General features: G+C 46.6%; 18 protein-coding genes. 11 read left to right on the top strand and 7 right to left on the bottom strand.

Features of this window, described 5'->3' with window-relative positions:
- Positions 1-126 precede the first annotated feature (126 nt).
- Positions 127-2,109: an LTA synthase family protein gene (locus C1T21_RS09315; RefSeq protein ID WP_103048029.1), complete on the bottom strand. Its 1,983-nt coding sequence runs from the start codon at positions 2,107-2,109 to the stop codon at positions 127-129.
- 188 nt (positions 2,110-2,297) lie between these two features.
- On the bottom strand, positions 2,298-3,458 hold the full coding sequence (locus C1T21_RS09310) for a THUMP domain-containing class I SAM-dependent RNA methyltransferase (RefSeq protein ID WP_103048028.1): 1,161 nt from the start codon (positions 3,456-3,458) through the stop codon (positions 2,298-2,300).
- 157 nt (positions 3,459-3,615) lie between these two features.
- On the opposite strand from C1T21_RS09310, the gene C1T21_RS09305 reads away from it, so the two are divergent.
- A complete protein-coding gene (locus C1T21_RS09305) occupies positions 3,616-4,260 on the top strand; it encodes an O-methyltransferase (RefSeq protein ID WP_023987995.1) in 645 nt (214 codons plus the stop codon).
- A gap of 110 nt (positions 4,261-4,370) precedes the next feature.
- Here the strand turns inward: C1T21_RS09305 and C1T21_RS09300 are convergent, their stop codons facing one another.
- The gene (locus C1T21_RS09300) at positions 4,371-5,591 is read right to left on the bottom strand and encodes an MFS transporter (protein WP_103048027.1); all 1,221 of its coding nucleotides are present in this window, start codon (positions 5,589-5,591) and stop codon (positions 4,371-4,373) included.
- Positions 5,592-5,824: 233 nt separating this feature from the next.
- Here C1T21_RS09300 and hemE point away from each other — a divergent pair, with 233 nt between their 5' ends.
- The 10 genes from hemE (at position 5,825) to C1T21_RS09250 (ending at position 17,316) form a co-directional block, all read left to right on the top strand.
- Positions 5,825-6,871, top strand: coding sequence for a uroporphyrinogen decarboxylase (hemE, locus tag C1T21_RS09295; RefSeq protein ID WP_103048026.1), 1,047 nt, complete (start codon positions 5,825-5,827; stop codon positions 6,869-6,871).
- Positions 6,872-6,902: 31 nt separating this feature from the next.
- Positions 6,903-7,844, top strand: a complete 942-nt coding sequence (gene hemH, locus C1T21_RS09290) for a ferrochelatase (RefSeq protein WP_103048025.1) — start codon at positions 6,903-6,905, stop codon at positions 7,842-7,844.
- A gap of 7 nt (positions 7,845-7,851) precedes the next feature.
- On the top strand, positions 7,852-9,297 hold the full coding sequence (hemG, locus tag C1T21_RS09285) for a protoporphyrinogen oxidase (RefSeq protein WP_103048024.1): 1,446 nt from the start codon (positions 7,852-7,854) through the stop codon (positions 9,295-9,297).
- A gap of 136 nt (positions 9,298-9,433) precedes the next feature.
- Positions 9,434-10,912 (top strand): CapA family protein, encoded by a 1,479-nt coding sequence (locus C1T21_RS09280; RefSeq protein ID WP_103048023.1) that lies wholly within the window; start codon positions 9,434-9,436, stop codon positions 10,910-10,912.
- 80 nt (positions 10,913-10,992) lie between these two features.
- Positions 10,993-11,763: a glycerophosphodiester phosphodiesterase gene (locus C1T21_RS09275; protein ID WP_103048022.1), complete on the top strand. Its 771-nt coding sequence runs from the start codon at positions 10,993-10,995 to the stop codon at positions 11,761-11,763.
- A 39-nt stretch (positions 11,764-11,802) separates the two neighbouring features.
- On the top strand, positions 11,803-12,426 hold the full coding sequence (locus C1T21_RS09270) for a fumarylacetoacetate hydrolase family protein (RefSeq protein ID WP_069291625.1): 624 nt from the start codon (positions 11,803-11,805) through the stop codon (positions 12,424-12,426).
- A gap of 209 nt (positions 12,427-12,635) precedes the next feature.
- Entirely contained in the window at positions 12,636-13,442 is an 807-nt protein-coding gene (locus tag C1T21_RS09265; RefSeq protein ID WP_023988003.1) for a DUF92 domain-containing protein, read from the top strand.
- A gap of 82 nt (positions 13,443-13,524) precedes the next feature.
- Positions 13,525-14,103, top strand: a complete 579-nt coding sequence (locus tag C1T21_RS09260) for a TetR/AcrR family transcriptional regulator (RefSeq protein ID WP_103048021.1) — start codon at positions 13,525-13,527, stop codon at positions 14,101-14,103.
- Positions 14,104-14,224: 121 nt separating this feature from the next.
- Positions 14,225-16,174 (top strand): ABC-F family ATP-binding cassette domain-containing protein, encoded by a 1,950-nt coding sequence (locus C1T21_RS09255; protein WP_103048020.1) that lies wholly within the window; start codon positions 14,225-14,227, stop codon positions 16,172-16,174.
- Between the two features lie 152 nt (positions 16,175-16,326).
- Positions 16,327-17,316: an aldo/keto reductase family protein gene (locus tag C1T21_RS09250; protein WP_103048019.1), complete on the top strand. Its 990-nt coding sequence runs from the start codon at positions 16,327-16,329 to the stop codon at positions 17,314-17,316.
- Positions 17,317-17,335: 19 nt separating this feature from the next.
- Here C1T21_RS09250 and C1T21_RS09245 read toward each other — a convergent pair whose 3' ends face one another.
- From C1T21_RS09245 to pepF, 4 genes are all read right to left on the bottom strand, one after another.
- Positions 17,336-18,235: a LysR substrate-binding domain-containing protein gene (locus tag C1T21_RS09245; RefSeq protein WP_103048018.1), complete on the bottom strand. Its 900-nt coding sequence runs from the start codon at positions 18,233-18,235 to the stop codon at positions 17,336-17,338.
- 73 nt (positions 18,236-18,308) lie between these two features.
- A complete protein-coding gene (locus C1T21_RS09240) occupies positions 18,309-19,346 on the bottom strand; it encodes a M42 family metallopeptidase (protein WP_103048017.1) in 1,038 nt (345 codons plus the stop codon).
- A gap of 13 nt (positions 19,347-19,359) precedes the next feature.
- Positions 19,360-19,782, bottom strand: coding sequence for a LapA family protein (locus C1T21_RS09235; protein WP_103048016.1), 423 nt, complete (start codon positions 19,780-19,782; stop codon positions 19,360-19,362).
- Positions 19,783-19,837: 55 nt separating this feature from the next.
- Complete coding sequence (gene pepF, locus C1T21_RS09230; protein WP_103048015.1) at positions 19,838-21,634, bottom strand: oligoendopeptidase F; 1,797 nt, start codon at positions 21,632-21,634, stop codon at positions 19,838-19,840.
- Positions 21,635-21,641 lie beyond the last annotated feature (7 nt).

Below are 21,641 nucleotides of genomic sequence, written 5' to 3'. Positions count from 1 at the left end.
ACAAGCTGATGGATCGTGCTTTTTTGTTATATACAGGGCGGTTATGCGATCGGCATCCTTAAAAGAGTTCGGGGAGGATGCTATGTCAGCAACCTCCCACAGAAAGTCTATTAGATACAGAAGGAGTTACTTCTTTGTTTGTGGTTCCCATTCGCGAATAAGATCGTATGTGATAACCTGATCGGATATGTTCAACCGATTGAGAGCTTCGGTATAGCCCGGCCCGCAGGCATTCACATCTGTAGGCTGGCCTGTATTCAGGTTGTAACAGGTCCCTTTGGAGAATGTGCCGTCCTCAGATGGAATGTAGTATACTCGGCCATCTGTGAAAGCACCACTACGCAGCACGACCATACGAGGCTTCCCGCTAAACAGATCGTTTCCCATAAAATGATATGGTTTTGTAGAAATCCCAAGCAGGTGCATTACGGAAGGCGTCAAATCCAACTGGCCTGCCGGTTCTGTATACGTTCCCGCATGACTTCCGTCAGGAAGATGCACAAGTAATGGCACCTGATTCATGATTTTCTGCATGTCTAGATCTGTGAGTGGCTTGCCTAAAAACTTTTCATACAGTGCTTTGTCTTTAATTGAATTGTCATGATCCCCATAAAACATCAGGATCGTATTATCCCACAATCCGTCTTTCTTCATCTGATCTACCAATTCACCCAGTGCTTCATCTACATAATGGACAGATTTCAGATAGTCTCCGAACATGGTACCTTCAAACTCGCCAACATCTAAATCTACCGCGTCAGGTGACAGGTTGTACGGATGATGGCTCGAGATACCGACCATATAGGCGTAGAACGGCTGCTTAACTTCGGTGGTGAGATCATTGAGCGTTTGACGGAAGAAGGATTTGTCTCCCAGTGACCAGCCCAGGGGCTCATCTATTTTAAAATCTTTTTTACTATAGAACTTGTCATAGTTCATCGCCTTATACATGGTGTAACGGTTCCAGAAGCTGCTGTCGTACACGTGAAACGCATTGGGACTATACCCAGTATCCTTCAAAATAGAAGGCAACGTATCGAATTTATGGTCCGCATAACGGATAAATACCGAACCTGTAGGGAGCGGATGCAGCGAAGCATGTGTAGAGAAGTCCGCGTCCGAAGTACGGCCCTGGGCAGTCTGGTGAAAATAATTGTTGAAATACATGCTTTCCTTCGTCAGTTTGTCAAAGTTAGGCGTAATCGCTTGACCGTTGATCTGTTTGCCGATAAAAAAGTTCATGAACGCTTCAGCTTGAATGACCATCACATTTTTGCCCTTATACTTGCCGGAGAGGTCATTTTTTACCTGAAGTAACTTCTGGTGCTGATTAAACCATTCCTTATCCTTATCGGATTGCGCTTGAGCCAATGTAGGCTGGGGTCCAAGATGATCTTGACCATAGCGGTAGATGTCATATCCATGAAATCCGATTAATCCGGTTACATTGTACAAGGCCATCGACCACCAGTTGCCGACAAATATGCCGGTTGCCCATGTGGAGGTATAATATTTGATCGGCCCAAATGTCAATACATAGCCAATCAGGAAGGCCAATGCCCCTTTGGAGAAGCGAAGCAGAAACCTCTTAGTGAACGAGCTTCGGGATGCTTCTAAGTAAGTATCATTCGTTGTAAACCGACGCCGTAAGGAAGCCACAAATATGACATACGGAATGAATAGAATCCAGTCTGCAAAAAAGAAAACGTCCCTCCAGTACATAAGGGATGCGATACTTCCGCCCAGAGAATCAACTTGTCCAGCTTGAAGTAAGACAGGAATCGTAATGAAATCCTGAAAATACCGATAATAAACCATGTCGGAATAAATGAGCGCGGTGAGCAAAATGTCGAGCACCACAAGAGCAATCAAACGTCCGCGACGTGACAGCCACAAGGTCCAAAAGCTCACAAGTAAAAGCGAACCAATAGCGATGACATAATCCAGCGGATTCATGTCAATATTTTGGGCATGCAGGTTATAGTGAATCAGTACGAGCTTGCCGATCATAAGTACAAAAAACAGACCTAATCCAAAATATCGAGACAGCAGTATTCTGCTGAACGTGTTACCAGTGCGACTTGCACTGGACGTGCGAATAACCAACACTTTACCCCCTCTGGCAGAAATGTTCGGCTAGTATAAACTACATATTAACGTAATGTTAAAACCGAAATGCCTTTAATTATTATAGCGCTCATCTCGCGCATTTCAATGATTAAGTAAAGAAAATACAGCACAAATCAGGCCAGAAGAACGAACAGAGAGTTCGTTTCCTGGCCTAAGCTTCATCATATTTAAGGCTGCAACGGCGAAGTATCTTTGCGGCGTGGAGGCAGAGGGCCTAGATACTGATAGTATTGGCATTCGATCCGGCCGTTAAACAACTTCCGGCGCTTGTCTGCTTTACGGCCCCAATAATGCTCAAATTGCTTGGTGGAGCTGATGGCAAAGAAGGACCAAGTCTTCATCTCGGCTGCCGTGCGTGCGAGTGAGCGGATCAGCTTCTCCACCTCGGATTGCTCGCTCAGTCTCTCGCCATAAGGTGGGTTTGTAATCATCACACCATATTGTCCTTCGAGTCTGACTTTAGTTACAGGCATAACCTTAAGAGGGATGTCTTTAGCAAAGCCTGCTGCTTTTACAGCTGCCTCAGCAACTTGTATGGCATTTGGGTCGATATCGCTACCTGCAATCTCAAAAGGAATGTCATCGCGGGTCAAATCCATCGCCTCGTCGCGAGCCTGATCCCATAATTCTCTGCCAATGACAGGCCAGTCTTCCGAGTTAAAGGTACGTCTCAGGCCTGGCGCAATGTTCCAGGCTTGCAGGGCAGCTTCGACCAACAAAGTACCGGAACCGCAGCACGGATCATAGAACGGTCGATCGGGGCTCCAGCGACTAAGCTGAATAAGAGCAGAAGCCATCGTTTCTTTGAGAGGCGCCTCTGTAACGAGCTTACGGTAGCCGCGTTTGTGCAGTCCTGGACCGGTCGTATCAAGTGTCAGCAACGCACGATCATTCAATAGAATGACCTCAATGACGTAACGAGGGCCATCTTCAGCAAACCAATCTGTGTGGTAGGTTTCCTTGAGCTTCTCTACAATCGCCTTCTTGACGATTCCCTGACTGGCTGGTACGCTACTAAGCTGTGATTTGTGCGAACGTCCCTCTACGGGAAATTCACCATCTACAGGAATCCAATCCTGCCAAGGCAATGCTTTGGTACCCTCGAACAGCTCGTCGAAGGTAGTTGCAGCAAATTCACCCATTTTTATAAGCACGCGGTCTGATGTGCGAAGCCACAGGTTACACCGGCATATATCCATATAATCTCCGGTAAAAACGACGCGGCCATTTTCAACGGTCAGATCTTCGTACCCGAGTTCTCTGAGTTCCCGGGCCACGACGGCTTCAAGTCCCATTGGCGCAGTTGCAATTAGTTGCAGTTGAGTCATTAAACGTATTCACTCCGTCCCCATAATCATGTAAGCTTGGTTCAATCCCTATAGTATAGGTCATTGTACTCGAAGAGACAAATCATTAAGGTAAAAAATTTACGAAGGACACCACGTCCAACCTGCGTTATGATTAAGCAAGAAGGAGAGATGAACCGTGGAAATTACACCAAATATGACGCCTGAACAATATGTAGACCAGCTGGTACAAGAGGATGAAGCACTGCGCAGTATCAGGGAAGCTATCGTTAAAGAAGGTATGCCGGAAGTATCAGTTGCCCATCCTTACGGAAAACTGTTGACCTTTCTAATTGAAGTATCTGGCGCACAACATGTACTGGAAATCGGCGCATTAGGCGGCTACAGCGGATTATGTCTGGCCCGTGGGCTGGGAGAAAAGGGCCGCATTGTGTCACTGGAGCTGAAAGAAGCATACGCAGCGCTGGCACATCGACATATGGAAAACAACGGCTACGGTGACCGTGTCGAATACCGTATCGGACCCGCAGCGGACAGCTTGAAGGAACTTCAGGAAGAGGGAAGAACTTTCGATTTTTTCTTCATAGATGCAGATAAGGAAAATTACCCGGTGTATCTGGAATATGCGATTGCTCTGGCGAATCCGGGTGCCATTATTGCGGGAGACAACTGTTTCCTTCGCGGACGGACGCTGAATACGGATAAGAACGGCCCTGCCGTCCAAGCCGTGAGACGGTTTAACGAAACGATAGCAACAGATCCGCGGCTGGTCAGCACGCTATTGCCAGCTTACGATGGATTGGCGCTAGCTCGAGTTAAATAGCGTTCATTCCCCATGTATAGCCACATATAAAGAAAGAACCTCCTTGTCCACGGTAGCGTGGACAAGGAGGTTCTTTCTTTAAGGCAGGCTTGTCTTACCCCAAGGTTATCTTACCTGAAATCAGGCGTAGCCTTACGATCAAAGAGCTTCATGCGTACCCAGAATATGTTGACGATTAACAGAACACCTGACATGATAAACAGTCCTTCGATGCCGATAAACCCGGATAGCACCCCGCCAATGACAGCACCCAGCATATTCCCGAGCGCCAGCGAACTGGTATTGAAGCCGAAAGAGCGACTTTCCATTCCTTCCGGTGTATACGTGCGAATCAGCGCATTTACGCTTGGTAGCAGACCGCCCATAAATACACCCATGAAAAAACGGATAATGACAAGTTGCCATACTTCATTGACAAAAGCCTGTGGAATGAGCATAACCGCCGTTCCGAGCAGTGCAATGGTCAAGATCTTGTGCGCTCCTATCTTGTCACTCAATCTTCCAAGGAGCGGTGCAGCAACCATATTGGATACACCTGTAATAGCCGTAACGAACCCGGCAATCAGCGCAATTCCTTCTGCCGATCCATACAGCTTTTGCACATATAACGGCAGCAGAGATACCGTACTGATCATGGCAAACTGGAGCAGAAACGTTACGGTGAACAAAGCCGGAAGCTGGGGCGTATGGCTTAGCTCCTTTAATCCGGCAAGAACCGAAATTTGCGGTATGCGTGCAGCTTCCGTTTTGCTGAAATTTTCTTTAACCAGAAACATTGCGATAAGCGAGGCTATAAAAATTAGAGCGCCTGTAATATAAAAGATCGGTCTGAATCCGACCCAGTCAGCCAAAAATCCGCCTAGCAGAGGCCCGAGAATCGTGCCAGCCATCTGACCGGATTGCATAATCCCCATAGCGAATCCGGTTCGCTCTTTGGGAGTGGTACCCGACACTAGGGAAATCGATGCCGGATTGAAACCCGAAATCGTACCGTTCAGCAGGCGAAGCGCCAACAGTTGCCACGGGTGGGTGACGAAACCCATACATCCGATGACCAAAGCCATACCAAAGCCTGAGCGAAGCAGCATGACTTTACGTCCATATCGGTCAGCTAGCTTGCCCCACAAAGGCTGGAACATAAATGAGGTCAAAAAGTTAGCGGCAAAAATAACTCCGGCCCATAGACCAATATCGTGCTCGCCCTTCACATGAAGGTCCTGAGCCAGATACAAGGCGAGGAATGGAGTAATCATCGTAATACCCGCATTGACCAGAAACTGACCGAACCAAAGCACAATGAGATTGATTTTCCATGTCTCCCACGTTTTCAATGTGCTTTCACTTCCTTTCTGCCCATTCTCATCCTGTTGTAAGTCCTACTTATCAAAGCAGAACTTCTCCCGAGCTTTAAAAAAGCCATTTCTCTAGTATAGCACACTTCATTGAAACTTTATCCAAATGTCATGGGTTTGTCATGGTTTGTTCGAGAGCTGCGGTTGTTACGACTCTTGAAAAAGGGCATAATAAAATATAGTATTTATGATTCGAACTGGAGGCTGAAGTCATGACCTACAATGATACTTTTATCCGCGCTTGCCGCAAGCAAGCGGTGGATCATATTCCCGTATGGTACATGCGGCAGGCCGGAAGGTATGACCCTGAGTATCGCAAAATTAAAGAAAAATACACGTTGCTTGAAATATGTCGCCAGCCCGAGCTGGCCGCAGAAGTGACTTTAATGCCCGTGCGCAAGCTTGGGGTAGACGCTGCAATTTTATATTCTGATATTATGAATCCGGTAGCCTCGCTAGGGGTTGATTTTGATATTGTCAAAAATATTGGTCCGGTTATTGATAATCCGATCCGGTCAGCTTCAGACGTAGACAAGTTGCGTCCGATTGATGTGGAACGCGATTTGGGTCATATTTTGGAAACGATTCGTATTTTGGACCGTGAACTGAACGTGCCATTGATTACGTTCGCTGGAGCGCCTTTTACCATTGCAAGCTATTTAATAGAAGGAAGGCCCTCCAAAGGATATATTCGCACCAAAGCGATGATGTATGGAGAGCCTGAGTTGTGGCATCGCCTGATGGATAAGCTAGGGAACATGGTTATTACATACGTGCGAGCCCATATCGCTAATGGCGGTAAGGCTTTTCAATTGTTTGATAGCTGGGTAGGTGCGCTCTCGCCTTATGATTTTCAAACTTTTGTGCTGCCGACTATCACACGTATTTTCCATGAATTATCTGATCTGGATGTACCTAAAATTTATTTCCCGGGCGTAAGCTCTGGTGAATTGCTTCCACACTTGAATGGGTTAAAAGCCGATGTGATTGGACTGGACTGGCGGGTAAGTATACCTGAAGGACGTCGTCGCTTGGGGAACGGTTTTGGTGTACAGGGAAATCTGGATCCTTATGTGCTTACTGCGCCAATCGATGTGATCAAGCAGTATGCGAAAACCATTGTAGATGAAGGCATCTTGGAGCCTGGTTACATTTTCAATCTCGGTCACGGTTTATTTCCTGAGGCCTCGCTAGATAAGCTAAGAGAGCTTACTAATTATGTACATGAGTATTCCCGCTCGGTTTTGTCAAAAAATTAATACATTAGAAATGTTAAGAGGTGATCTGCTAATGAAAACCAAAGTGGGTGTACTGGTCATGTCCTACGGGACGCCGGAGAGTCTGGATCAGGTGGAAGCCTATTATACACATATTCGTCGCGGTAATGCTCCCTCGCCGGAGCAATTAAAGGAATTAAAGGATCGTTATGAAGCTATTGTGGGCGGTGTGTTTCCGCTGCGGCAGAATACGGATCGGCAGGTTAAAAACCTGCAGGAAACCTTAAATCGGGAAAATCGCAACCCGGACATTGAATTTGTCTGTTATCAGGGACTCAAACATGCCAAACCGTTTATTGAGGACGGTGTGGAAGCCATGGTGCAAGATGGCATTCGTGCAGCGGTAGGTGTCGTGCTGGCTCCGCATTATTCCGTTATGAGTGTAGGCACTTATATTAAGCGCGCACAGGCTAAGGCACAGGAACTGGATCTGGCCATATCATTTGTGGAGAGCTATTATCTTCATCCTAAGCTGATTAAGACGCTGACTGAGCGTGTGAACGTCAAACTGGCGCTTTTTGAAGAAGCTGGAGCCAAGCGGGATGAGGTTCGTGTTCTGTTTAGTGCGCACAGCTTGCCTGAACGGATTTTGGCTATGGGTGATCCTTATGTGGAGCAATTAATGGCGACTTCGCAGGCTGTTGCGGACAAGGCGGGAATTACCAACTGGCAGTTTACGTGGCAAAGCGCCGGTCGTACAGCAGAGCCATGGCTGGGGCCAGACATTTTGGATACCATGCACAGTCTTAAAGAGGAGCAAGTGGAGTATGTGCTGGCTGCGCCAGTTGGCTTTGTTTCTGATCACTTAGAGGTGTTATACGATCTGGATATTGAAGCACAGGCGTTGGCGAAGGAATTGGATATGCGTTTTCAGCGTATTGATTCACTCAACAGTGATCCACTGTATATGGAGACGCTTAGTGATGTCATCATAGACCAATGGAAAAAGGGATGAGGACATAATGGAGCAAAAGTTGCGTAATATTGTGATTGTAGGCGGAGGCTTGACCGGGCTTAGCACTGCCTTTTATACACGAAAAATGTACAAAGAAGCTGGCTATACACCTCGAATTACGTTGGTGGAGAAAGCTTCCGTGCTGGGCGGGAAAATTGAAACGCTGCATAAAGATGGTTTTGTAATTGAAAAGGGGCCAGATTCATTTCTGGCCCGTAAAACGGCCATGATAGACCTGGCAAAAGAGCTGGAGTTGGATCATGAGCTGGTGAGCACAAATCCTGAGGCTAAAAAGACATACATTTTGCATGAAGGACAGCTTCATCCGATGCCTCCTGGGTTGGTGCTGGGGATTCCAACAGAGCTGAAACCTTTTTTGCGCAGCGGCTTGATCTCGTTAGGCGGGAAAATGCGGGCTATGATGGATTTTGTCATTCCACCTCGCCGTGTACTGGGAGATGAGGCGTTGGGTGATTTTATTGTACGCCGACTGGGCAAAGAAGTGCTAGAGAATGTAACCGAGCCACTGTTGGCGGGGATTTATGCTGCCAACATGAAGACGCTAAGTTTGCAGGCGACCTTCCCACAATTTGCTGAGGTAGAGCAGCAATACGGAAGCCTCATTCACGGGATGATGACAGGTCGAAAACCAGCTGAAACACATACGGGTACGAAAAAAAGCGCCTTTCTGACCTTCCGTCAAGGCTTGCAAAGTTTGGTGCATGCGTTGCTGAATGATTTGTATGACTGTGATTTACGCACCGGAATTGCTGTTACAGAATTCACAAAGACAACGGAAAGTGAAGACAGCCCATATCGAGTTATGCTGGACAATGGAGAGACGCTGGAGGCAGATGATATTTTTGTAACGACTCCCAACTTTGCTGCTGCGCCGCTATTGCGAGATCATGTCAATGTGGCTGCACTGGAAGCCGTTAATTACGTCTCCGTAGCAAACGTGGTCATGGCCTTCGATAAAACAGATATTGAGAATGTCTTTGACGGTTCTGGTTTTCTGGTACCTCGCAAAGAAGGACGCAGCGTGACCGCTTGTACATGGACGTCTGCCAAGTGGCTACATACTAGCCCGGATGATAAGGTGTTGTTGCGCTGTTATGTAGGGCGAGCAGGGGCTGAAGACACTGTAGAGTTACCGGATGATGAGCTGATTGCACTGGTACGTAAGGATTTGAAAGAGATGATGGGAGTTACAGCAACTCCGCTGTTCACGGAAATTACACGTCTTCGCAATTCCATGCCGCAATATCCGGTAGGGCACCCGCAGGCTATAGCTGATTTGCGGGAAGAGTTACGCACTGCCATGCCGGGAGTGTATGTTTTGGGCGCTGGCTATGATGCGATTGGTTTACCGGATTGCATCCGTCAGGCTAAGGAATGGGCCTCTAATGCCGTCCAAACGACACAGCAGGAAGCGGTTAAGGTACAGGTGTAAATGTTCGATGATGAACCCTTCGCGATCCATGCGAGGGGTTCTATTTATATTGAAATTTGATATATAATGGAGAAGGTGTAAATTCGCCAGCTAATAAAGAAGTTATGCAAATGCAATAGCATAGAAGGAGTGAAGAATGTACCCTCCCAGATCACAGCGAAATGAAGGTCGCAAGAAAGCAAGAAAACCAAAAATAGGCAAGGCTTGGATCATTACGAATCTGGTCCTACTGCTTATGATCGTAGGTCTTTTCGGTTATTATTACATATTTGAACACGACAACAGTGGCTCTCTTGCGGAAAATGGCGGGTATTCGCAAACGGAGAAGAAAATCCAAACGGAACCTGCTAGTGAAGAGCGACCTACTCCCTCGGTCAGTGAAAATGTTACAGACTTGTCAAATAAACAGCTGGACGAAGGCCCCTATGCAGATAAACAATTTGCTGACGATGAAACGAAGCAATCTGCTGCTTCAGACACAAGCCATCGTCCCGCGACAACGTCTGACACAAATGCTCCCGAAGGCAGCTCTTCAGGAGCAAAATTATCCTCGGGGAAAGACGGGCAGGCAGGGAACGATACGTCCAAGGATGTATACGACGGTAATCCATCCGCCGATAAGAGAGGAACGGAGGAAGTGAAAAAATCCAAAACAGACGGTGCAGATTCTCCAACAGTCACGCTTCACTTTGTAGGGGATGTGCAATTTTCCGGTAAAGTTGAGCAGCGATTGGAACAGAATGGGTTTGAGTTTCCGTATCAATATCTCGGAAACTTGTTTCATAAAGACGATCTGACGATGGCCAATCTGGAAACGCCCGTGACAACGAATGGTGTGGGTGCGTTAAATAAAACGTATGTGTATAAATCTTCGCCCAAGGCGTTAACTGCGTTGGCTGCGGCAGGGATAGATGCTGTCAATTTGGCCAACAATCACATTTTAGATCAGGGCACAGGCGGATTACTGGATACACTGAAATATCTGGATGAAAAAGGTATTGCCCATGCTGGAGCCGGACGTAATGCAAAAGAAGCGTATGCGCCACATTATTTTGAACGTAAAGGGATCAAAATTGCGTTGTTGGGGGCTACACGTGTCATGCCTGAAGCCAACTGGAATGCGGGCGCCAAACTGCCTGGTGTAGCAGGAGCCTATGATTCGACCGCTATCGTAAAGTCCATCCGTGAGGCACGAATGCAGGCTGATCTGGTGATTGTCATTGCCCATTGGGGGAAGGAGCGCGCTACTGCACTTGAGCCCCATCAAACCGAGTTATCGCATGCTTTTATTGATGCTGGAGCTGATCTTGTCATTGGCGGTCATCCACATGTGCTTCAAGGGATGGAGCAATATAAAGGTAAATGGATCGCATACAGCACAGGCAATTTTATTTTTTCTAAATCAACGGTGCCAGCCACTTGGGATACAGCGATATTTCAGGCAACCTGTACCCGAAAAGGGGCTTGCGAAATGAAGCTGACCCCTTACCGGGCGGAGCTAGGTCAACCAATCCCATTGAAGGATACGGAGGCCAGCAAAATTTTGCAGAGAGTGGCAGCACTGTCACCGGGAAATGTCTTGATAGGGACGGATGGTACAGTAAGCGCTCAATAGGTTCGAAAAGAAATTTTTTATATGGGAATTGACGGAACGATCGTATGAGGGACTCCTTTGTGGATGGAGGTCATAACAAGATGAATCATTTGTGCGTGGCTCACCGCGGTTTTTCGGGGATTGCTCCCGAGAACACGATGGCAGCCTTTCAGCTTGCGTTGGAGCAACCATTTGTACACTGGATTGAGCTGGATGTACAGCTGTCAAAGGACGGTGTTCCGGTGGTAATTCATGATTTTACGCTGGAGCGAACGACGAATGGTACAGGGCGAGTAAAGGATTCGGACTGGAAAGCATTGCAACAACTTGATGCTGGTAGCTGGAAAAGTGCAGAATACCGTGGAGAAATGATCCCCTCCCTCGCACAGGTACTGTATTTATGTCGTGGCCGCGTATCGCTCAATATTGAGCTTAAAACAGTGGGAGATATGTATCCAGGACTGGAGAAAGCTGTACTCCGTGAAATTGTGGTGAGAGGGATGCAGGGAGAGGTGGTATTAACCTCTTTTGAGCGTGCCGCATTACGCCGGGCTAAGGAGCTGTCTCCTGAAATCCGTACCGGATTGATTATCGACGCGCGTCCAGATGACTTGGCAAAGCAACTGGAGCAGCTACAATGCACTTTTTTATCCATGGGCTATCCGCGTTTGGATCGAAACCTGATGAAAGATCTCACCGGACGCGGTATTACTGTCATGGCGTGGACGGTGGATGACCGCCGTATAATGCGAAGATTGTCCTCATTGCATCCTGAATTGATGATTTGCACTAATTGGCCGGATCGCTGGGAGCAGGTTTTTTTGCTTTCCAAGCACCGGATGTGGCACTATATACGTAAACTTATTCGTTAATTAATTGAACTACATACGCGAGAAGGGTGACGGATCGTGATGAACGTGGATATTCGTAATGTTTACTGTGTCGGACGCAATTATAAGCTGCATGCGGAGGAGCTGGGTAATGAGGTTCCCGCAGAACCGATGATTTTCTTGAAGCCGTCTCATGCAGTCGTGCCGCTGGATGGCGCCACGTTGGAGCTTCCTCAGGGGCAGGGAGATATTCATTTTGAGACTGAGCTGGTTGTGGCTGTAGGACGTAAATACGAACCAGGCATGTCGGCAGATACATGTCTGAACGCATTTGCATTTGGCATTGATTTTACACTACGTGATGTACAAAGTGTGCTCAAGAAAAAAGGCCATCCATGGACCGCCGCCAAAGGCTTTAAATCGTCTGCACCCGTGACACCATTCCTGCCTTTAGAAAAATTGGACATGCTGGAGCAGCAGGATTTTTCCTTGCTCAAAAATGGACAGGAAGTGCAGCGTGGACATGTTAAGGATATGATTTTTTCTATCCAGCATATCGTTGAATATATAGCGACTCATTATGGACTGGGCGAGGGAGATATTATTTTCACAGGTACTCCAGCAGGAGTAGGGCCTACAGCAAGTGGGGATCGCTTTGAGCTTTTCTGGGGAAGTGATCGTCAGGGAAGCTTCACCATCGCATAAATTTGTGAATGGCATCCATGAAGAGGATTAAAAAAGGGAAGTCTTGGTGGTTGGGGAGTAAAGAGAGATTCCCGTAGATAAGCATTGTGAAGGCCGTGTCCTGTGCCAAAGCATGGGACACGGCTTTTATATAAGCGCAGAGCGTTGTACAATAATGTACAGAACGAAATAAGAAAAACGGAGATTCATTTCAAAAGCGGGGGTATATCATGGACTGGATCATCGGATTGCTTTGTGCTGCTGTGGTGGCGGGAGCTGCATTTTATAAAAAATCCTTAACCTTATCTGGCTTTGCCGCGGCTGTACTGATGGGGACCGTGTATTATGGGGCGGGTAACCTGTTCTGGTTCGGCACATTGCTCTTGTTCTTTATCACGTCAACCCTCCTGTCGAGGTTCAAAAAGGAGCGCAAGGCTGAACTGGAAAAATCGTATGCCAAAACTGGCAACCGGGATGCAGGCCAAGTATGGGCCAATGGTGGATTAGGTATGTTGTTATGCCTGGGTTATGCGATATGGCCCCATGTTACGTGGCAGCTGGCTTTTGTCGGTGTCATGGCTACGGTCACTTCCGATACGTGGGCAACGGAATTTGGCAGCCTGAGTCGTAGGCCACCCCGTTCGGTGCTGAACGGGAAGGTGCTGGCACCCGGAACCTCAGGAGGAGTATCTGTGTTGGGAACGGCTGCGGCCTTGGCTGGGGGTGTACTGATCGGCATAGGTGCATGGGGCTTTGGACACGCCATAGGAACCCCGAGCTTGCCGTTATGGCTGTGGGCACTGGTTGGAGGTATATCCGGCAGCGCCGGGGCCTTTGCTGATTCCTATCTTGGTGCTACGGTGCAAATGATGCGTTCCTGCACGGTTTGCGGACGGGAAGTAGAAGTAGACTCACATTGTGGACAAACGACGGTCTATGTACGAGGCTGGCGTTGGATGAGTAATGATCGAGTGAATAGCATTAGTTCTATTTTCGGGGGATTGGTCGCTCTGGCAGGTATTTTTTTTATACTCTGACCACGGGGCTGGAGATCGTTACAAGGAATTAACTGTTATAAGAATTGACCGTGTTTCAATCCTTGTATAAGGAGGTGCTAAGATGGGCGATATACAAGGAGATAAATATGAAGCTATTTTGGACGCCGCTTACATCATCTTTGGCACCAAAGGCTTTTATGAAAGCAAAATTTCCGAGATTGCAGAACAAGCGGGAGTTGCCAAAGGCACAGTATACTTGTACTTTAAAAGCAAAGAGCAGCTTTTTACAGCAGTCACACGTAGAGATAGCGAACAATACCTAGCCGAAATGCAAAGTGCATTAATTAATCGTACTTTGGGAGAAGGACTGCTGCGGATGGCAAATTTGCATCTGCACTACTATTTCAAGCGCAAGCAGCATACTAAATTATTTTTTATGACCCCCAACAGTGACCCCGATCTAATGGAGTTTATGCGGGAATTTATTCAGGACTATACTGATTTGGTCAAAAATAAACTGGCGTCAGAGGGCGTGCAGCAGCCTGAGTTTCATGCGAAGGCATTCATCGGTATGATGGAACGCCTAAAAATGGATATTTTATTGAATAAAGATTTCCGCGAATGTGACGTGGATCAGACGGCTGAACTAGCAGCGAACTTATTTATGCATGGCTGTAAAGCCGGAATACAAAAATTTTGACATCTTATTGCTAAGAAACCGTACTGAATTCGTTCAGGTAACGGTTTTTTTAATCATTGGCTGTGTCTGTGTTAAAATAAACAGGATGCATCACAAAATTGGGGAAGAGTAGGGAATCCGTATGAATATTATGACCGTTGAACATATAACGAAAAGCTATGGCGAGAAAATGTTGTTTGAGGATGCTTCCTTTGGTATGGATGAACGTGACAAAATAGGGGTCGTTGGTGTAAATGGTACCGGTAAATCAACGTTTTTACGGGTAATTTCCGGATTAGAGCCGCCAGATGATGGCAATATTGCAGTGAACAACGATGTGCGAATTCAGTATCTAGCACAAAATCCGGAGTTTGATCCCGAAATGAAGGTACTCCAGCATATTTTTCATGGCAACCAGCCTGAGATGAAAGCGGTCCGAGAATATACGGAAACCATGGAGTTGTTGGAGTTAAATCCGGGTAGCGAGGAGCTTCAAAGCCGTCTATTGCGAGCAAGTCAGCAAATGGATACATTCCAGGCATGGCAGCTGGAAAGTGAGGCCAAAAATATACTTACCCGACTGGGGATCACCCAGTTTGAGTCTCGTATGGGCGTTCTATCCGGCGGGCAGCGTAAGCGGGTGGCTTTGGCGGCGGCTTTGATCCAACCCTGCGAGTTGCTCATTCTGGACGAGCCTACAAACCATATTGATAATGAGTCGGTTGAATGGTTGGAGCAATATTTGCAAAAAAGACGTGGTGCGTTGTTAATGATCACGCATGATCGCTATTTTCTGGATAGAGTTGCAAATGTCATGTTGGAGCTGGATCATGGCCGCCTTTTCCGTTATGAGGCTAACTATACCCGTTTTCTGGAGCTGAAGGCAGAACGTGAGGAGCGGGAAGCGTCTACGGAACAAAAAAGGAAGAACCTGCTACGTAATGAACTGGCATGGATTCGCCGAGGAGCAAAGGCTCGTTCCACCAAGCAGAAAGCGCGTATTGACCGATATGAGCAGCTTAGGGATCAGCAACCGGAAGCTCGTTCTGGATCTGTAGATATGTCTGTCGCCTCCACACGTCTGGGTAAAAAGATATTGGAGATCGAGCATCTGTCCAAATCGGTAGATTCCCGTAAGCTGATACAGGATTTGAGCTACATTGCGGTTCCTGGTGATCGTGTTGGTATCCTAGGTCCTAACGGTAGTGGGAAATCCACTCTGCTCCAAATGATTGCGCAGCATATAGAACCGGATTGCGGCAACGTTGTGCTGGGACCGACGGTGAAGCTTGGCTATTTTACTCAGGAACATCAGGAAATGAACGAATCATTACGTGTCATTGAATATATTAAGGAAGAAGCTGAAGTGATTCGTACAGCAGACGGTTCGACGATTACAGCTGCACAAATGCTGGAGCGTTTCCTGTTTGTACCAAGCGCGCAATGGACGGTTATTTCCAGGCTGTCCGGGGGTGAAAAACGGCGCTTGTACCTGCTTCGTGTTCTGATGTCGGCACCGAATGTGTTATTGCTGGATGAACCAACAAATGATCTGGATATTCAGACCCTTTCCGTTTTGGAAGACTATCTGGATGAATTCCCGGGCGTGGTGTTTATTGTTTCTCATGATCGCTATTTTCTGGATCGAACAGTGGACAAAATACTGGCATTTGAAGGGGATGGACAGGTACGTGTACATGTAGGCGATTATAGCGAGTATGCAGAATGGATCAGTAAAAATGCTCAATCTTCTGTGAATACGTCTGTCTCGACGAGTACGGCTTCCTCGAATCGCTCTTCCGCGCCTAAGTCTGCGGGTCCTTCTGATTCAGTCAAGGAGACAAGTAAAACCAAGCTTAAATTCACCTTCAAGGAACAGCGGGAATATGAGCAAATTGATGAGCTGATTGAACAAGCCGAACAGAAGTTGGCCGACATTCAGCGACAGATGGAAGAGTCTTTCAGTGATTCAGCACGACTACAGGAGCTCATGGCTGAGCAAGCGAAGGCCGAACAGCATCTGGAGCACCAAATGGAACGCTGGACCTACCTGAATGAGCTAGCTGAGCAGATTGAACAAAGTAAATCTTAAAAATACAGAAGCAAGTCACCATTCAGAGTGGAGGCTTGCTTTTTTATCGAATTATTAATACGTTTTTCATATTAAAAGTGCGTGAATTATATATTTCTAATATTAAATTACAGTGGGTATAATGGATTGCATATGGAGGGGAGGAATTGAAAATGGAATATCGTAAACTTGGAAAAAGTGGTTTGATGGTAAGTGAGATCGCATTGGGAAACTGGATCACCCACGGTGCTCAAGTGGATGATACCATAGCGCAAGCCTGTGTAAACGCTGCATTAGACTCAGGGATTACCACGTTTGATACTGCTGATGTGTATTCGGATACCATGGCGGAAACGGTTTTGGGTCATTCTTTAAAGGGAATACGCCGTGAAAGTATTGAATTATGTACTAAGGTTTTTCATCCCACAGGTACCGGACAGAATGATAAAGGGCTGTCTCGCAAACATATCATGGAGGCCTGCCATGCTTCTCTTCGACGCCTGCAAACGGATTATATTGATGTATATTATGCACACCGTTTTGATCCAACCGTATCGCTTGAAGAAACTTTTTTGGCCTTATCCGACTTGGTGCGGCAAGGGAAGGTTTTGTATGTAGGAGTAAGCGAGTGGACAGCAGAGCAGATAAAGCAAGGAGCCGCTCTGGCTAGGGAATTAAAGGTCCCTTTCGTGGCAAGTCAGCCCCAATATTCCATGCTGTGGCGTGTCATTGAAGCTGAAGTGATTCCCGCTTGTGAGCAGGAAGGGATTGGGCAGGTGGTTTGGTCACCTCTGGCACAAGGTATTCTTTCTGGTAAATATGCAGCAGACAAGCCGTTACCCGAGGGTTCACGAGCTTCTACGACAGCAGGGTCACCATTTTTCGAACGATTGGCTGGACAATGGTTACGTAAAGAAGTCCTTTTGGCAGTAAAGAAAATTCAGCCGATTGCAGAAGGATGCGGACTGACGCTGCCCCAGCTTGCAGTGGCATGGGTTTTACAAAACCCGCAAGTGTCCTCAGCTATTATCGGTGCTTCCAAGCCCGAGCAGGTTAAAGAGAACGTAAAAGCTGCGGGTGTCCGTCTAGATGGGCAGGTCATGAGACAATTGGATAGCATTTTAAATGGTATTGTTGAACGTGATCCGAGAAAAACAGGTTAAGATATACGATCGAGGAGATTTACATGTCTAACTCTTCGTTACAAGCTGTTTCTTCAACCACTTCCAGAAAATGAGTCAGAACAGTTTCGTGTGTACCTGTTTTCCATGCAGCATAAAGTGGGATGGACGGAGACTCTTCTTGAAAGGAACGAAATACGACATCACTGCGTTGAAAGACAGAAACGGAAGAGGGGACAATGGAGATACCTATACCAGCCGCTACCAAGTTAACGATCGTATACATTTGAACGGCTTCCTGTACGATTTGAGGCTGAAATCCGTGTTGTCCGCAAAAGTCGAGTATGAGATTATGAAAAGAAGCTCCCATATGAGGCGGAGACAGGATAAAAGATTCGTCCGCTAAAGAACGTAAAGACAAGGTTAAATGGTGGGCTAACGGATGTGTTTGAGGAAGAACGGCCATGAGTGATTCGTTGGTGTAAAGACGAGAAGTGATATGTATAGATGGATCTGCACAGCGCAGGAAGCCCACATGAACTTTGCCATCGTGTATGGCTTTCAGTTGTTGGACAGATGTCATTTCAAATAACGTAAGCTTCACATCTGGAAAACGCTCTCGGAATTTCTTCAAGGCATTAACCATCAGACTGCCAGAGGCTGAATCTACAAAAGCGATGGATAATTGTCCGAATTTCCCCTGACTTGCAAGCTGTGTGATCTTAATAGATCTTTCCAATTGTGCAACCATGTTTCTGGATTCTTCTAAAAATATCGCTCCTGCTGACGTAAGTCGAACTTGTCTCTTGGTTCGTTCCAAAAGCTTCACGCCAAGCTCTTCTTCAAGGCTTTGAATTTGTTGGCTCAAGGGAGGTTGGGTGATATTCAGTTTTTTTGCAGCACGGTTAAAATGCAGTTCTTCCGCTACTGCGATAAAGTAACGTAGTTTTTTCAGATCCATAGCTGTGATTTCCTTTCGCTAAGCCTTCACCGACCTATTCTCCAGGGGAACAGGTCGGTTTTTATCGTTCGAATTAAACCATCACATAAGCTGCAAGCAGACGTGCAGTGTTCACCACGGCCTTCTTGTGCGTGCGCTCCATGGCATGAGAGGCGTGTACGCCAGGGCCGATCAACGCAGCACGGATGTTATTACCTGCTCTTAGTGCAGCCGAAGCGTCCGAACCGTAGTGGGGATAAATATCTACTGCATACGGAATATTCAGCTCTTTGGCCAGCTCAATCAGACGGGTCGTCATATTATAGTCGTAAGGCCCGGAGGAATCTTTGGCACAGATAGAAACATCCGTTTCCTTGCAGCTCAGATCTTCACCCATACAGCCCATATCGACAGCTATCATCTCACTGATTCCTTCAGGTATGTAAGCCGCTCCGTGCCCCACTTCCTCGTAGTTAGAAATGAGCAATTTAACGGTATGTCGAGGCTTCCAGTTTCCATGTACAGCAGATTCCAGTAAACCAAACAGTGCAGCTACACTAGCTTTATCATCCAGATGGCGTGACTTGATAAATCCACTGGGTGTTACGACTGGACGCGCATCGAACGAAATAAAATCGCCCACTGCAATACCGAGCTGAAGCACGTCTTCTTTTGACTCGACAAGCTCGTCAATCCGTACCTCCATATGGCTCTCCTTGCGCTCAAAGCTCCGTGCATCATCATAGACGTGCACGGATGGATGGCTGGACAGAATAGTGCCTGTATACGTTTGTCCGCTTCTGGTATGAATAAGGCAGTATTCGTTCTCAATGCTGTTCATCATGAAGCCGCCGACGGATGTCAGACGTAGGGTGCCTTGTGCTGTAATGGAACGCACCATTGCGCCCAATGTATCCACATGTGCGCTCAGCGCTACCGTATGGTCCGTTTCCTGACCTTCCAGAGTCAAGATGGCACCGCCTTTTGCATTCCATTCGATTTGTACCCCGAGGCTTTCTGCTTCTTTACGAATCAGCTCCATCACATGGTGTGTATACCCACTGGGACTGGGTGTGTTCAGTAGCTGATTTAAAAAGCTCATCATATAATTCTCATTTAATTGAATCGTCATTTGTTGCTCCTCCTCATTTCGACAACCGATCAGATTTAGAGGACGGTTGCTCTATATCTTGGTCGAATGTAGACCCTGTGCTGGAAGAACCAGTTGTGTCATAGGTCACATCCGCGCTTGCTTCCACCGTGGATGTGTGCTCTTCTTGTAATGTATGAAGCTGAGTAGTCAGACGTTTAATCTCTCTCTGAAGCCTATATTGGCGGAAAATACCGAAAGAACCGACAATAAGTCCACCTAGAAGAGTGCAACCAAGAATAAGCAGAATCAAAGGAATGCTAACCCTACTGAATAGAAGGTTCACTTGAACCGAATTCACATTAATAACAGCAAATACAGCTGTTAACAAAGCAATAACAAGAGCTGCGATTAAAGACCATTGTGTTTTCAAAATGCCACCTCCTCCCGTTACATTATAAAATCCCTTGCCCGCCATGGACAAGGGATTTATCCGTGCATCATTTCAATGCTGGATTTTAAGTGCGCACGGTTTACTTTCCTTTAGTTAGCTTTTCCATTTCTGTAATAACTTCTTCGAATACGCTCATTGCTTCGCGGATCGGCTGCGGAGAGGACATGTCAACGCCAGCTTTTTTCAAAATATTGATTGAATAATCACTGCCACCGCTCTTCAAGAAGCCCAAGTAACGGTCAACGGCTGGCTGGCCTTCTTCCAGAATCTGCTTCGAAAAACTGGTTGCTGCCGAGAAGCCAGTAGCATACTTGTAGACGTAAAAACTGTTATAAAAATGAGGGATTCGTGCCCATTCCATTTCAATGTCTTTGTCTACCTTCATACCAGGCCCGTGATATTTCACATTCAGATCATAGTAAATCTCTGATAAAAGCTGCGGTGTAAGGGATTCCCCCTGTTCAGCGCGTTCATGTACAATTTTCTCAAATTCCGCAAACATGGTTTGACGGAATACCGTTGTGCGGAATTGATCTGCATAGTAGGTGAGAAGGTACATTTTCTCTTTCGGATCGGTTGATTTGTTCAGCAGGTAGTCCATTAGCAACGCTTCATTGGTTGTGGATGCCACTTCAGCCAGGAAAATGGTGTACTGTGCATCTCTATACTTCAATGCGTTATCTGAATAGTACGAATGCAACGCATGCCCCATTTCATGAGCAAGCGTGAACATGCTGTTCAGGTTATCTTTATGGTTCAGCAGTACATATGGGTGGGTACCATAAGCTCCCCAACTGTATGCACCAGTACGTTTGTTTTCATTTTCGTATACATCAATCCAGCGCTCATCATAGCCTTTTTGCAACGAAGCCAGATAGTCCGCGCCCAGTGGCTTAAGGCCTTCCTTTGTTTGCTTTTTGGCGTCTTCATATGTAATGTCCATCTTGTATTCGTCTACAAGCGGAGCGAACAAATCATACATATGGAGCTCATCCACACCTAACAACTTTTTACGCAGCTTCATGTAACGATGGAGCAGGGGCAAACTTTCATGAATGGTGTCAATGAGATTCGTATATACTTCCTTCGGAATATTGTCACCATATAGTGACATTTCCAGTACAGATGGGTATTTGCGAACACGAGAATAAAAAATATTTTTGTTCACATTAGCACTTAGTGTAGAAGCAATTGTATTTTTATTTTTGGCATATGTGTCATATACCGCTTTAAAAGCACGTTCGCGTACTTCGCGGTGCGGACTTTCGAGAAATTGAATGTAGCTGCCATGAGTCAGCTCAACCTCTTTGCCGTTCTCATCCTTGATTTTTGGAAACTTCAGATCAGCGTTGTTGAGCATGCCGAAAATCGTTTGCGGGGCTTGAGCCAGATTGCCAACCTGAGCGAGCAACGCTTCTTCTGTCTTGCCCAGAATATGTGCTTTTTCCCGCTTCATTTCTTGAAGTGTAAACCGGTAATCTGCAAGCTTCGGATCTTCAATGAAGGCATCGAGCTGATGATCCGGCAGTGCCAAAATTTCAGGCGTCACGAAAGAAAGAGACTCGCTAACCTCAACGCCTAATTTTTTGGCTTTTTGCGAAAGACCCTGGTATGTAGGTTCAGCTGTATCCTCATCATGATGCAGATGTGCGTACACATATACACGCTCGGTTTTGAGCGACAATTCATCTTCCAATTTAAAACAGTTTCCAATCGACTCTGCTGAATTGAGCTTGCCTTGGAATTGTTCAGCCTTTTTGGCTAGTTTTTTGACTTCTTCGTATTCTTGATCCCATGCTTTGCGGTTAGGAAACAAATCTTCCAGTTTCCATGTATTTTCCACTGGCGCATCAGCGCGTTTTACAATTTCACTCATGGAGAGC

The organism is Paenibacillus sp. F4 (assembly GCF_002894905.1).
GTDB lineage: Bacteria > Bacillota > Bacilli > Paenibacillales > Paenibacillaceae > Paenibacillus > Paenibacillus polymyxa_B.
This window is presented reverse-complemented; position numbering and strand designations above follow the sequence as displayed.

Coding starts and splice junctions, on each gene's coding strand:
- C1T21_RS09255 (WP_103048020.1), top strand. CDS start 14,225: ATGAATATTATGACCGTTGAACATATAACGAAAAGCTATGGCGAGAAA.
- hemG (WP_103048024.1), top strand. CDS start 7,852: ATGGAGCAAAAGTTGCGTAATATTGTGATTGTAGGCGGAGGCTTGACC.
- hemH (WP_103048025.1), top strand. CDS start 6,903: ATGAAAACCAAAGTGGGTGTACTGGTCATGTCCTACGGGACGCCGGAG.
- C1T21_RS09275 (WP_103048022.1), top strand. CDS start 10,993: ATGAATCATTTGTGCGTGGCTCACCGCGGTTTTTCGGGGATTGCTCCC.
- C1T21_RS09240 (WP_103048017.1), bottom strand. CDS start 19,346: ATGACGATTCAATTAAATGAGAATTATATGATGAGCTTTTTAAATCAG.
- pepF (WP_103048015.1), bottom strand. CDS start 21,634: ATGAGTGAAATTGTAAAACGCGCTGATGCGCCAGTGGAAAATACATGG.
- C1T21_RS09280 (WP_103048023.1), top strand. CDS start 9,434: ATGTACCCTCCCAGATCACAGCGAAATGAAGGTCGCAAGAAAGCAAGA.
- C1T21_RS09310 (WP_103048028.1), bottom strand. CDS start 3,458: ATGACTCAACTGCAACTAATTGCAACTGCGCCAATGGGACTTGAAGCC.
- C1T21_RS09260 (WP_103048021.1), top strand. CDS start 13,525: ATGGGCGATATACAAGGAGATAAATATGAAGCTATTTTGGACGCCGCT.
- C1T21_RS09270 (WP_069291625.1), top strand. CDS start 11,803: ATGAACGTGGATATTCGTAATGTTTACTGTGTCGGACGCAATTATAAG.
- hemE (WP_103048026.1), top strand. CDS start 5,825: ATGACCTACAATGATACTTTTATCCGCGCTTGCCGCAAGCAAGCGGTG.
- C1T21_RS09245 (WP_103048018.1), bottom strand. CDS start 18,235: ATGGATCTGAAAAAACTACGTTACTTTATCGCAGTAGCGGAAGAACTG.
- C1T21_RS09265 (WP_023988003.1), top strand. CDS start 12,636: ATGGACTGGATCATCGGATTGCTTTGTGCTGCTGTGGTGGCGGGAGCT.
- C1T21_RS09235 (WP_103048016.1), bottom strand. CDS start 19,782: ATGGCGGGCAAGGGATTTTATAATGTAACGGGAGGAGGTGGCATTTTG.
- C1T21_RS09250 (WP_103048019.1), top strand. CDS start 16,327: ATGGAATATCGTAAACTTGGAAAAAGTGGTTTGATGGTAAGTGAGATC.